We start from the raw sequence: 13458 nt of genomic DNA on the forward strand, positions 1-13458 counted from the left end.
CGAGGGGGGCGACGGGCGATGCACAGCCATTGCACGAACGATCCGACGCGGCGAGGCCGCCGACGACGACCCTCGCACGTTGCGAAGCAAAGACCCGCTCCGATGGCTGTCACACCGACGGCGGCGCTCCCCGGGGCAGCCCCGTGAGCGCCCCCGGGGTACTCCTGGCCCGGCAGGCGTTCTCCGGCGGCGCCACAGGGCTGCGTTCCCAGATCCTCCTGGCCGCCATCTGCTCCGGTTACGGCGTGGGCGCCGCCGTCGGCTGGGGTTCGCGCGAAGTCGCTCTGGTCATGGGTGACTTCGGGCTGAGCGCCGCCGCCCTGGTCGCCGCGGTCTCCTGCTTCGTCTACGCCCGCTCCAGGCACAGCCGCTTTCGGCCCGCCTGGATGCTGTTCGCGGTCTCCTCCGCGATGGCGTCCTGCGGGAACGCCGTCTGGGGGTGGTACGAGGTTGTGCTGGACCGCGAGGTGCCGAGCCCCTCGATCGCCGACCTGTTCTTCCTCTGCTTCGCGCCGCCCGCCATCGTCGGCCTCCTTGTCCTCGCCAAGCGCCCGGTCACCAGGGCGGGCTGGGTCTGCCTCGCGCTGGACGCCTGGCTGATCGGCGGCTCGCTCCTCACCCTCTCCTGGAGCATCGCGCTCGCCCACACCGCGCGCGTCCAGGGCGAGAGCGTGGCTCCCGCCGCCCTCGCCCTCGCGTATCCGCTGCTGGACATCGTGCTGGTCAGCCTGGTGCTCGCGCTGCACTTCCGGCGCTCGGCCACCAACCGCTCCGCCATCAACACCGCCATCGCCGCCCTCGCCCTGACCGTCCTGTGCGACGCCCTGTTCACCTCGCCACTGCTGCGCGAGAGCTACCGCTCGGGCCAGCTCCTCGACGCGGGCTGGTTCGCCGGTTCGCTGCTGCTCGCGTACGCCCCCTGGGGCGCACGCCGTACGGTCGAGACGGCCAGACCCCCGCGCGGCACCCGCCACCCCAGCCGCCCCGTCGCCGGCTCGCTGGCCGCCCTCACCCCGTATCTCGCTGCTGCCGTCTGCACCCTCGGCATCCTCCACAACGTCATTGAGGGCCGCCGAGTGGACCGGGTCGTCGTCCTCACCGGCTGCACCGTGGTCCTCGCCCTGGTCGTCCGGCAGGGCATCATGCTCCTCGACAACATCGCCCTCACCCATGAGCTGGCGCAGAAGGAGAACCACTTCCGCTCGCTGGTGCAGGGGTCGAGCGACGTCATCATGATCGCCGCCCCCAGCGGGATACTGCGCTATGTCAGCCCCGCGGCCGCCGGTGTCTACGGTCGAGAGGCCGAGGAGCTCATCGGCTCCGAGCTGGCCTGTCTGATCCACCCCGAGGACCTCGACCGGGTGGTCCGTGAAGTGCGCCGGTTTCTGGCCGCCCCGCCGGCCGATGAGCCGACCATGCGGATCGATTGCCGCTTCAGATCGGGCAGTGGCGACTGGCTCAATGTGGAGTCCACGGTCAACCGACACCAGGGTGGCCTGCTCTTCAACAGTCGCGACATCACCGAACGGGTCCGGCTGCAGGCGCAGTTGCAGCACAACGCCGAGCACGATCCGCTCACCGACCTGCCCAACCGCGCCCTGTTCACCGAACGCGTCCGCCAGGCCCTCACCGGCCGCCGCGCGGGCGACTCCGGCACCGCAGTCCTCTTCATCGACCTCGACGGCTTCAAGGGGGTCAACGACCGTCTCGGCCACCTGGCCGGCGACGAGCTGCTGATCCAGGCGGCCCGCCGCCTGCAGGATTCGGTACGGTCCGGGGACACCGCAGCCCGCCTCGGCGGCGACGAGTTCGCCGCTCTCGTCGTCGGCGACGGCTCCCGCAACCAGTCCGCCCGTGAGTACCAGGTGCAGGAGATCGCCGACCGGCTGCGCCTGACCCTCTCCCAGCCGTACCGCGTGGACGGCCGCGAAGTGCGGGTGGCCGCCTCCATCGGAGTGGCCTTCGCCGAGCCATCCATCACCCCCACCGACCTGATGCGCAATGCCGACCTCGCCATGTACCGCGCCAAGGCCGCGGGCAAGGACCGCGTCGAGCTGTACGCCCCGCAGATGCAGGCCGATGTGGTACGCCGCACCGAGCTGGCCGCCCGGCTCCGCAGTGCCCTGCACGAGGGCGAGTTCGCGCTGCTCCACCAGCCCGTGGTGAGCCTTGCCACGGGCCGTATCGTCGCCGTCGCCGCCCAGGCCCGCTGGCGGTCCGCACAGGGCATCCTGTTCACCCCGGCCGAATTCCTGCGGGTCGCCGACAGTGCGGACACTCCAGAGGGCGCCCGCACCGCCGAGCTCGGCCGCTGGCTGCTCGAAGAGGCCGTGGAGCAGGCCGCCGAGCGCAGCAGGGTGGGCCACCGGGTGCCCGTATCGGTCCGGCTCTCGGCCGGCCGGCTGCTGGACAAGTCCCTGCCGCTCGGTTCCATCGAGGCCCTCCTCACCCGGCACGGGCTGCCGTCGGGCGCGCTGGTCATCGAGCTCGCCGACAGCGATCCGCGGATCTCCTTCGACGATCTGGAGCAGCGTCTCGTCGCGCTGCGCAGACTCGGCGTACGGATCGCCCTGGACGGCTTCGGCAGCGGATACGCCGCGATCAACGCACTGCGCAGGCTCCCCGTGGACGTACTGAAACTGGACAGGGGTCTGGTCGAGGGCGTCGTCGAGTCCGCCCGGCTGCACAAGATCACCGCGGGGCTGCTGAGGATCGCCTGCGATCTCGGCATGCAGTCGGTGGCGGACGGCGTGGACATGCCCGAGCAGGTGCTCGCACTGCGCGCCATGGGATGTACGCACGGCCAGGGCATGGCCTTCTCGGGCCCGCTCGACGAGTACCGGCTGCGCCGCGCCCTGGTCCGCGACGAGTTCCCGGTGCCCGGCGGAATCGCCCTGCCCGTCCTGACAGGCGGCGTCTACCCTGCTCACAATGGCTCAAATAATGAGACGCGCGTCCCACCCACTTGACAGTCATGGCGCGCCGGGGGGAGGGTCAATGCCATGCGCACCCGAATTCTCGTACTTGGAAAGCGCGTCGGCTGAGCAGGGCCGCGAAAGCCCTGCAGACCCCTCCCGACGCGCTCCCCTCGCTTGCCTCGCGGCACGAGGGGTTTTTTGTTGCACCGGCACACCCCAAACCCTCGCAAAAACCCTCAGCTTCGAGAAGAGAATGCCGATGACCGAGCAGGCCACCGGGGCCCACCATCCGCAGCCGCGGGCCCGTACCGGCGGACACACCGCTGCAGTTGAGCACGTCACGGGCGCGCAGTCCCTCATCCGTTCTCTCGAGGAAGTGGGGGCCGACACGGTGTTCGGCATCCCCGGCGGCGCCATCCTCCCCGCGTACGACCCGATGATGGACTCCACCAAGGTCCGCCACGTCCTGGTCCGCCACGAGCAGGGCGCCGGCCACGCGGCGACCGGCTACGCCCAGGCCACCGGCAAGGTCGGCGTCTGTATGGCGACGTCGGGCCCCGGCGCCACCAACCTGGTCACCCCCATCGCCGACGCGCACATGGACTCCGTGCCGCTGGTCGCGATCACCGGCCAGGTCTCCTCCAAGGCGATCGGCACGGACGCCTTCCAGGAGGCGGACATCGTCGGCATCACGATGCCGATCACCAAGCACAACTTCCTGGTCACCAAGGCCGACGACATCCCGCGCACCATCGCCGAGGCCTTCCACATCGCCTCCACGGGACGCCCGGGCCCGGTCCTCGTCGACATCGCCAAGGACGCCCTCCAGGCGCAGACCACCTTCAGCTGGCCGCCGCAGCAGGACCTGCCCGGCTACCGCCCGGTGACCAAGCCGCACGCCAAGCAGATCCGCGAGGCCGCCAAGCTGATCGTCCAGGCCCGGCGACCCGTCCTGTACGTCGGCGGCGGCGTGATCAAGGCCGGCGCCACCGCCGAGCTGAAGGTCCTCGCCGAGCTCACCGGCGCCCCCGTCACCACCACCCTGATGGCGCTGGGCTCGTTCCCCGACAGCCACCCGCTGCACGTGGGAATGCCGGGCATGCACGGTGCGGTCACCGCCGTCACCGCGCTGCAGAAGGCCGACCTGATCGTCGCCCTCGGAGCCCGCTTCGACGACCGCGTCACCGGCAAGCTGGACAGCTTCGCCCCGTACGCCAAGATCGTCCACGCCGACATCGACCCGGCCGAGATCGGCAAGAACCGCACCGCGGACGTGCCGATCGTCGGTGACGCCCGCGAGGTCATCGCCGACCTGGTCCAGGCCGTCCAGGCAGAGCACAGCGAAGGCCACACCGGCGACTACAGCGCCTGGTGGAAGGACCTCAGCCGCTGGCGCGAGACCTACCCGCTCGGCTACGACCAGCCGGACGACGGCAGCCTCTCGCCGCAGCAGGTCATCCAGCGCATCGGCCAGCTCGCCCCCGAGAACACCATCTACGCCGCGGGCGTCGGCCAGCACCAGATGTGGGCCGCCCACTTCATCGACTACGAGAAGCCCGCCACCTGGCTGAACTCCGGCGGCGCCGGAACGATGGGCTACGCGGTCCCGGCCGCGATGGGCGCCAAGGCCGGCATGCCGGACCGCACGGTCTGGGCCATCGACGGCGACGGCTGCTTCCAGATGACCAACCAGGAACTCACCACCTGCGCGCTGAACAACATCCCGATCAAGGTCGCGATCATCAACAACGGCGCGCTCGGGATGGTCCGCCAATGGCAGACCCTCTTCTACAACCAGCGCTACTCCAGCACGGTCCTGCACGCCGACGACACGGGGCACCACGTCGCCGGCTCCCAGGTCGGCGCGAGCACCACGGCGCGCCAGGGCACCCGCGTCCCCGACTTCGTCAAGCTGTCGGAGGCCATGGGCTGCTACGCGCTGCGCTGCGAGTCCCCGGACGACCTGGACAAGGTCATCGCCGAGGCCAACGCGATCAACGACCGCCCCGTCGTCATCGACTTCATCGTCCATGAGGACGCCCAGGTGTGGCCGATGGTCGCCGCCGGCACCTCCAACGACGAGGTCATGGCAGCGCGCGGCGTCCGCCCCGACTTCGGCGACAACGAAGACGACTGAGAGCCGTAGGAAGAGGAACGACGCACATGTCCAAGCACACGCTCTCCGTCCTGGTGGAGAACACGCCCGGCATCCTCGCCCGGATCGCCGCCCTGTTCTCCCGCCGCGGCTTCAACATCGACTCGCTCGCCGTCGGTGTCACCGAGCACCCCGACATCTCCCGCATCACCATCGTGGTCAATGTCGAGGATCTGCCGCTGGAGCAGGTGACCAAGCAGCTCAACAAGCTGGTCAACGTTCTGAAGATCGTCGAACTCGAGCCCGGCGGCGCGATCCAGCGCGAGCTCGTGCTGGTGAAGGTCCGCGCGGACAACGAGACCCGCTCCCAGATCGTCGAGATCGTCCAGCTCTTCCGCGCCAAGACCGTGGACGTCTCGCCCGAGGCGGTCACCATCGAGGCCACCGGTTCGAGTGACAAGCTCGAAGCGATGCTGAAGATGCTTGAGCAGTTCGGCATCAAGGAGCTTGTCCAGTCGGGCACGATCGCCATAGGGCGCGGCGCCCGGTCCATCACGGACCGGTCCCTGCGGGCCCTCGACCGTTCCGCCTAGCGAGACTCCCCGCCTTCATCACCCCCTCCCGCCGTACGGTGGGACGCAAACAGCGTCATTCCAAAGACGTGCACACCAAGGAGATATCCCAGTGGCCGAGCTGTTCTACGACGACGACGCCGACCTGTCCATCATCCAGAACCGCAAGGTCGCGGTCATCGGCTACGGCAGCCAGGGCCACGCCCACGCGCTGTCGCTCCGTGACTCGGGTGTCGACGTCCGCGTCGGTCTGCACGAGGGCTCCAAGTCCAAGGCAAAGGCCGAGGAGCAGGGCCTGCGCGTGGTGACCCCCGCCGAGGCCGCCGCCGAGGCCGACGTCATCATGATCCTCATCCCGGACCCGATCCAGGCCCAGGTCTACGAGGAGTCCATCAAGGGCAACCTGAAGGACGGCGACGCGCTGTTCTTCGCCCATGGCTTCAACGTCCGCTTCGGCTTCATCAAGGCGCCGGCCGGTGTCGACGTGGCCCTGGTCGCCCCGAAGGGCCCCGGCCACCTGGTCCGCCGCCAGTACGAGGAGGGCCGCGGCGTCCCGGCGATCGCAGCCGTCGAGCAGGACGCGACCGGCAGTGCCTTCGCGCTGGCGCTCTCGTACGCCAAGGCCATCGGCGGCACCCGCGCCGGCGTCATCAAGACGACCTTCACCGAGGAGACCGAGACCGACCTGTTCGGTGAGCAGGCCGTCCTCTGCGGTGGCGCGTCCGCGCTGGTCAAGGCGGGCTTCGAGACCCTGACGGAGGCCGGCTACCAGCCGGAGATCGCGTACTTCGAGTGCCTCCACGAGCTGAAGCTGATCGTGGACCTGATGTACGAGGGCGGCCTGGAGAAGATGCGCTGGTCGGTCTCCGAGACCGCCGAGTGGGGCGACTACGTCACCGGCCCCCGCATCATCACGGACCAGACCAAGGCCGAGATGAAGAAGGTCCTCGCCGAGATCCAGGACGGCACCTTCGCCAAGAACTGGATGGACGAGTACCACGGCGGTCTGAAGAAGTACAACGAGTACAAGAAGCAGGACGAGAACCACCTGCTGGAGACCACCGGCAAGGAGCTGCGCAAGCTCATGAGCTGGGTCGACAACGACGAGGCGTAAGCCCGCGGACGGGGGCCGGGACGAGCCGGTCCCTGCCCCCGTCGTCATGCCGCCGCGCTCCAGCGCTTCTCCACTCTGTCCAGCCACGGACGGGTGATCCTGCCTTGGAGGCGTTAAGACGCACCGGCTTGCACCACTACACTGCTCAGCACATACGCGTCAGGCCCACAGTGTCGTGCGTCTTCCACGCGGCTAGCCCCCTCCACCGCCTGCGGCCGTCGGGACGGCCGTCCGCACTGGACTTGTGAGGACCCACGTGAGCTCGAAACCTGTCGTACTCATCGCTGAAGAGCTGTCGCCCGCCACCGTCGACGCACTTGGCTCGGACTTCGAGATCCGGCACTGCAACGGCGCCGATCGCGCGGAGCTGCTCCCGGCCATCGCCGATGTCGACGCGATCCTTGTCCGCAGCGCCACCAAGGTCGACGCCGAGGCCATCGCAGTCGCGAAGAAGCTGCGCGTCGTCGCCCGCGCGGGCGTCGGTCTCGACAATGTCGACGTCTCCGCCGCCACCAAGGCCGGCGTGATGGTCGTCAACGCCCCCACCTCGAACATCGTGACCGCCGCCGAGCTGGCCTGCGGTCTGCTGGTCGCCACCGCGCGCAATATCCCGCAGGCCAACACCGCCCTGAAGAACGGCGAGTGGAAGCGCTCCAAGTACACCGGCGTCGAGCTGAGCGAGAAGATCCTCGGCGTCGTCGGCCTCGGCCGTATCGGCGTCCTGGTGGCGCAGCGGATGTCGGCCTTCGGCATGAAGATCGTCGCGTACGACCCGTATGTACAGCCCGCGCGCGCCGCGCAGATGGGCGTCAAGCTGCTCTCGCTCGACGAGCTGCTCGAGGTCTCCGACTTCGTCACCGTCCACCTGCCGAAGACGCCCGAGACGCTCGGCCTGATCGGCCACGAAGCGCTGCACAAGGTCAAGCCGTCGGTCCGGATCGTCAACGCCGCGCGCGGCGGGATCGTCGACGAGGAGGCGCTGTACTCGGCGCTCAAGGAGGGACGCGTCGCGGGCGCCGGCCTGGATGTGTACGCGAAGGAGCCGTGCACGGACTCCCCGCTGTTCGAGCTGGACCAGGTCGTCTGCACCCCGCACCTCGGCGCGTCCACCGACGAGGCGCAGGAGAAGGCCGGTATCTCCGTCGCCCGCTCGGTCCGTCTCGCCCTCGCCGGTGAGCTCGTGCCTGACGCGGTCAACGTCCAGGGCGGCGTCATCGCCGAGGACGTGCGCCCGGGTCTGCCGCTCGCCGAGAAGCTCGGCCGGATCTTCACCGCCCTGGCGGGCGAGGTCGCGGTCCGGCTCGACGTCGAGGTGTACGGCGAGATCACCCAGCACGACGTCAAGGTCCTCGAACTGTCCGCGCTCAAGGGCGTGTTCGAGGACGTGGTCGACGAGACCGTTTCGTACGTCAACGCCCCGCTGTTCGCGCAGGAGCGCGGCGTGGAGGTCCGGCTGACGACGAGCTCGGAGTCCCCGGACCACCGCAATGTCGTCACCGTTCGCGGCACGCTCTCGGGCGGCGAGGAGGTCGCGGTCTCCGGCACGCTGGCCGGCCCCAAGCACCTCCAGAAGATCGTCGCGATCGGTGACTACGACATCGACCTGGCGCTCGCCGACCACATGGTCGTACTGCGGTACGAAGACCGTCCCGGCGTCGTCGGCACGGTCGGCCGGATCCTCGGCGAGGCCGGACTGAACATCGCGGGCATGCAGGTCTCGCGCTCGGAGGAGGGCGGCGAGGCGGTGGTCGTGCTGACCGTGGACGACACCGTGCCGCCGTCGGTGCTCACCGAGATCGCGGACGAGATCGGCGCGGCGTCGGCGCGTTCGGTGAACCTCACCGACTGATCCCGGCAGCTCCCGCTCCACGTACCCGGTTCATAGACGTGCGTCTTACACAAGCGTCTGTGTGCCGGGTACGCTGCTGTCATGGGACATCGTGAGGATCTGCTCGAAGGTGCGAAGCGCTGCCTGCTGGAAAAGGGCTACGCGCGGACGACCGCGCGGGACGTCGTCGCTGCCTCCGGGACGAATCTGGCCTCCATCGGCTACCACTACGGCTCGAAGGAAGCGCTCCTCAACCAGGCCTTCCTCGCGGTGACGGAGGAGTGGGGCAATGCGGTCGGCCCGGCGAACAGGGAAGCGCCCGATCTGACGGCGGATCCCCTGGAGCGCTTCGAGAAGACCTGGGAGCAGATCATCGCCGCGTTCGACGCCAGCCGCGCAGTCTGGAAGCTCCAGCTGGAGGTCGTGTCGCGGCTGGACGACGACGAGACGCTGCGCGACGCGATCAAGGAGCCGCAGAGGGAGGGGCGTTCGGGCATGGCCGAGGCGTTCCTCGGCATGGACCCGCAGGCCGACCCGGAGAAGGCCCGGGTGGCCGGGCTCCTCTACCAGGCGCTGGTGGCGGGCGTGATGATCCAGTGGATGGTCGACCCGGAGACTGCGCCGTCGGCGAAGGATCTGACGCAGGGGCTGCGGGCGATCCTGGAGGACAAGGCGTAAGCGGCTACAGCCGCGCTGCCTTCAGGGTCATGTGCAGCAGCAGCCGGTCCTCGCCCTCCGCCAGGTCGAGTCCGGTGAGCTGCTCGACGCGGGAGAGCCGGTAGTAGAGCGTCTGCCGGTGGATGCCGAGGGCGGCCGCCGTACGGCCCGCCTGGCCCGCGTTGTCGAGGAACACCTCGGCGGTGCGGGCCAGTTCGGTGTGCGAGCGGTCGAGCAGTTCGCGCACGGCGGGGTCGTGCGCGGTGTCCGCGGGCAGCGCGGTCAGCATGCGGTACGGGCCGATCGCCGCCCACTCGGCGACGGGCCCGAGCCGAGGCTGGGCCCGGGCGGCGCGGGCAGCGGAAGTCGCCTCCAGCCAGGCGGTGTTGAGGTCGGCGAGACCGCGGCGCGGGGCGGCGACTCCGGCGGTCGCCGCGTCCCCGCCCGCCATGGCGCGGAGCCGGTCCGCGGCGGTGACGGCGGGCGCGAGGGCGTCGGCCGAGCGGAGCCGTACGAGTACGGCGAGGGCGTGGCCGGTGTCCTGGGGGTCGTCGGAGCCGTCGATGCCGCCGCTCCCGGGGCTTGTGGCTCCGCCCGCGCCGCCGCCGGGTATTCCGGCTCGGCCGGCTGCGCCACTCCCGGGAGCCCCGGCTACGCCGGTGTCCGCGTCAGGGGTCACCGCCCTGCCGCCCGCGCTCCCGCCGGCGCCGAGTTGCCCGGCCCGGGCACCGTCGGCCACTCCCCACGACACCGTGCACAGCGCCGCCGCCCCGAGCAGGGAGCGGGACGACGGGGCGTCCGGCGTTGTCCAGGGGGTCACGCACACCACCGCGTGCAGGCCGTCCGCGGACGCGCCGCCCAGAGCCGTGCGCAGTGCCGACACCGCCATGTCGTACTGCCAGCCGCGCTCCGCCGTCAGCACCGCGCGCAACTCCCGGGACAGATCCGCGCCCGCCCGCTCCTCGTCCGCGAGCAGTGTGCCGATCCTCGCCGTGACCTCCATCGCCGCCGCCAGCTGCGCCTCGGTCGGGCCCGGGGACGCGTCGAGCAGCCATACGTAACCCAGCACGATGCCCCGGTGGCGTACGGGAAGACAGATCCGGTCCCGGAAGACCCCCGCGTCCGGGGCGGCCGGGATCAGGACCGGGCCCGTCGCGCGCGCGATGCCGAAGCCCTCGAACCAGGCGCGCACCGCCGGCGTGGACTTGCGGGTCAGGATCGAGCGGGTCCTGACCGGGTCCATCGCGGTGTCGTCGTCGCTGTCGTGCGCGCCGAAGGCGATCAGCCCGAAGTCGCGGTTCTCCAGCGTCGCCGGGACGGCCAGCAGCGCCGAGATCTCGTCGACCAGGTCTTGGTAATCACCCTTCACCCGGACATTCTCGCACCTCCTTCAGACATATGTCTGAGATCCGGGCCACGGATGCGTGACAGCTGTCGATGGCACAGGATCGGAGCGATCCTTAGGTTTCACGGTGGTTCTTCGTGCCGTTCCCGATTCGTTCGGTTCCGGCCTCCTTCTGCCCCTGTTTCCGTGGAGGTGCCCCGTGCTGGGTCCCGTGATCCTCGCCGCGTCCCGCAGCGACAAGATGCGCCGCTTCGTCTCGGCCGCCCCGGGGACCAAGCAGGTCGTCGCCCGGTTCATCGCCGGTGAAACGGTTGAGCAGGTCATCCCGATCGTGAAGGAGACCGTCGCCAAGGGCCTCGAGGTCACCCTGGACGTCGTGGGCGAGGACATCACCACGCGCGATCAGGCCTACGACGCCCGCGACGCCTACATGGAACTGATCGAGTACCTCGAAGACCTCGGCCTGGGCGCGAAGGCCGAGATGTCGGTCAAGCTGTCGATGTTCGGCCAGTGTCTGGAAATCGAGGGGGACGAGCCCGCAGGGCTCTCGGCCAAGGGTGGTGGCGGGCGACGGGCGGGACACGAGCTGGCGCTCGCCAACATCCGCCCCGTCGTCGAGGCCGCCGCCTCCATCGGCACCACGGTCACGCTGGACGCGGAGGACCACACCACCCTCGACTCGATGTTCGCCATCCACGAGGAGCTGCGGAAGGACTACCCGCAGACCGGCTGCGTGATCCAGGCATACCTGTTCCGCACCGAGGACGACGCCCGCCGCCTCGCCGCGGCCGGAAGCCGCGTCCGCATCGTGAAGGGCGCCTACAAGGAGCCCGCGACCGTCGCGTACCAGGACAAGGCCGAGATCGACAAGGCGTACGTCCGCATCCTGAAGATCCTGATGGAGGGCGACGGCTACCCGATGATCGGGTCCCACGATCCGCGCCTCATTGCCGTCACACAGGAGCTCGCGCGCCGCGCCGGGCGCAAACTGGATGAGTACGAGTTCCAGATGCTGTACGGGATCCGCAGCGACGAGCACCTCCGGCTCGCGGCCGAGGGTCACCGGATGCGCGTCTACACGGCGTACGGCACCGACTGGTACGGCTACTTCATGCGCCGTCTCGCCGAGAAGCCGGCCAATCTGCTGTTCTTCCTGCGCTCGATGATCACCAAGGGCTGAGCCCTCCCACCCCTCACAAAGGAGTATCGGAACTCATGGACGCTGTGACCCAGGTCCCCGCCCCGGTCAACGAGCCGGTGCACAGCTACGCTCCCGGCAGCCCCGAGCGCGCCCGCCTGGAGGCCAAGCTCAAGGAACTGTCCGAGAACCCGATCGAGCTGCCGATGACGATCGGCGGCGTGAAGCGGATGGGCGGCGGCGAGCGCTTCGACGTCGTACAGCCGCACAACCACAAGGCCGTCATCGGCACATTCGGCGGCGCCACGCAGCAGGACGCGCAGGACGCGGTCGACGCCGCGCTGGCCGCCGCGCCGGCGTGGCGCGCGATGTCCTTCGACGACCGTGCCGCGATCATCCTGCGCGCGGCCGAGCTGCTGGCAGGGCCGTGGCGCGAGACGCTCGCCGCCTCGACCATGCTGGGTCAGTCGAAGACCGTGCAGCAGGCCGAGATCGACACCCCCTGCGAGCTTGTCGACTTCTGGCGCTTCAACGTCAAGTACGCGCGTGATCTGCTCGCCGAGCAGCCGCCGGCCAACTCGCCGGGCGTGTGGAACCGTCTGGACCACCGCCCGCTCGAGGGCTTCGTCTACGCGATCACGCCGTTCAACTTCACCGCGATCGCGGGCAACCTGCCCACCGCCCCCGCCCTGATGGGCAATGTGGTGGTCTGGAAGCCGTCCCCGACCCAGACTCACGCGGCCGTTCTGCTGATGCAGCTGCTGGAGGAGGCGGGCCTGCCCAAGGGCGTCATCAACCTGGTGACGGGCGACGGCATCGCCGTTTCCGAGGTGGCACTGAACCACCCCGAGCTGGCGGGCATCCACTTCACCGGCTCGACCAAGACCTTCCAGCACCTGTGGAAGACGGTCGGCAACAACATCGAGAAGTACCACTCCTACCCGCGCATCGTCGGCGAGACGGGCGGCAAGGACTTCGTCGTCGCCCACCCGAGCGCCGACCGTGCCGCGCTGAAGACCGCGCTGACTCGCGGCTCCTTCGAGTTCCAGGGCCAGAAGTGCTCGGCGTCCTCGCGTGCGTATGTCCCCGCCTCGATCTGGAATTCCGGCTTCAAGGAGGAGTTCGCGGCCGAGGTCGACGGCATCAAGATGGGTGACGTCACGGATCTGACGAACTTCATCGGCGCCGTGATCGACGAGCGTGCCTTCGCCAAGAACAAGGCCGCGATCGACCGTGCGAAGGAAGACCCGACCTGCACGATCGTCGCGGGCGGAACGTACGACGACTCGGTCGGCTACTTCGTCCGCCCGACGGTCGTCGAGTGCTCGGACCCGGGCAACGAGGTCTTCACGACCGAGTACTTCGGCCCGTTCCTCGCGGTGCACGTGTACGAGGACGACGAGTACGACGCGATGCTGGAGCAGATGGAGTCGGTGTCCGCGTACGCACTGACCGGTGCGGTCATCGCGAACGACCGAGCCGCGGCGGCGTACACGATGGAGAAGCTGCGGTACGCCGCGGGCAACTTCTACATCAACGACAAGTCGACCGGCGCTGTCGTCGGCCAGCAGCCCTTCGGCGGCGGCCGCGCGTCCGGCACGAACGACAAGGCGGGCGCCCCGCAGAATCTGATGCGCTGGACGCTGACCCGCGCGATCAAGGAGACGCTGGTCCCGCCGACGGACTACTCGTACCCGCACATGGGCTGACGTTCAGCTCCCTGAACCCCGCCCCCGTCCCGGCCCCCACGCCGGACGGGGGCGGTCCACGTCCGGCGGGTTTACGCTGCTT

At 69.6% G+C, this 13458-nt stretch carries 8 protein-coding genes and 1 pseudogene; 8 read left to right on the forward strand and 1 reads right to left on the reverse strand.

Annotation, left to right across the window (positions count from 1 at the left end; all coding sequences use genetic code 11):
* Window positions 1-143: 143 nt before the first annotated feature.
* The 6 genes and pseudogenes from ACH492_RS09775 to ACH492_RS09800 all read left to right on the forward strand — a co-directional run bounded on the left by ACH492_RS09775 (window position 144) and on the right by ACH492_RS09800 (window position 9205).
* A complete protein-coding gene (locus tag ACH492_RS09775) occupies window positions 144-2969 on the forward strand; it encodes a putative bifunctional diguanylate cyclase/phosphodiesterase (protein ID WP_398984594.1) in 2826 nt (941 codons plus the stop codon).
* A 202-nt stretch (window positions 2970-3171) separates the two neighbouring features.
* The gene (locus ACH492_RS09780) at window positions 3172-5055 is read left to right on the forward strand and encodes an acetolactate synthase large subunit (protein WP_307660929.1); all 1884 of its coding nucleotides are present in this window, start codon (window positions 3172-3174) and stop codon (window positions 5053-5055) included.
* A gap of 26 nt (window positions 5056-5081) precedes the next feature.
* Complete coding sequence (ilvN, locus tag ACH492_RS09785; protein WP_005311534.1) at window positions 5082-5606, forward strand: acetolactate synthase small subunit; 525 nt, start codon at window positions 5082-5084, stop codon at window positions 5604-5606.
* Between the two features lie 76 nt (window positions 5607-5682).
* A pseudogene (ilvC, locus tag ACH492_RS09790) lies at window positions 5683-6699 on the forward strand (ketol-acid reductoisomerase); the annotation flags it as partial.
* Window positions 6700-6955: 256 nt separating this feature from the next.
* The gene (gene serA, locus ACH492_RS09795; protein ID WP_398984597.1) at window positions 6956-8548 is read left to right on the forward strand and encodes a phosphoglycerate dehydrogenase; all 1593 of its coding nucleotides are present in this window, start codon (window positions 6956-6958) and stop codon (window positions 8546-8548) included.
* Window positions 8549-8629: 81 nt separating this feature from the next.
* Window positions 8630-9205: a TetR/AcrR family transcriptional regulator gene (locus ACH492_RS09800; protein ID WP_398984599.1), complete on the forward strand. Its 576-nt coding sequence runs from the start codon at window positions 8630-8632 to the stop codon at window positions 9203-9205.
* A gap of 4 nt (window positions 9206-9209) precedes the next feature.
* On the opposite strand, the gene ACH492_RS09805 is transcribed toward ACH492_RS09800, so the two are convergent.
* Complete coding sequence (locus ACH492_RS09805) at window positions 9210-10553, reverse strand: PucR family transcriptional regulator (RefSeq protein WP_398984602.1); 1344 nt, start codon at window positions 10551-10553, stop codon at window positions 9210-9212.
* A gap of 175 nt (window positions 10554-10728) precedes the next feature.
* Here ACH492_RS09805 and ACH492_RS09810 point away from each other — a divergent pair, with 175 nt between their 5' ends.
* Together ACH492_RS09810 and pruA are read left to right on the forward strand one after the other, a co-directional pair.
* The gene (locus ACH492_RS09810; RefSeq protein WP_398984604.1) at window positions 10729-11709 is read left to right on the forward strand and encodes a proline dehydrogenase family protein; all 981 of its coding nucleotides are present in this window, start codon (window positions 10729-10731) and stop codon (window positions 11707-11709) included.
* Window positions 11710-11744: 35 nt separating this feature from the next.
* Entirely contained in the window at window positions 11745-13376 is a 1632-nt protein-coding gene (pruA, locus tag ACH492_RS09815; protein WP_398984606.1) for an L-glutamate gamma-semialdehyde dehydrogenase, read from the forward strand.
* Window positions 13377-13458: the final 82 nt, after the last annotated feature.

Source organism: Streptomyces sp. NPDC019443, assembly GCF_044389785.1.
GTDB lineage: Bacteria > Actinomycetota > Actinomycetes > Streptomycetales > Streptomycetaceae > Streptomyces.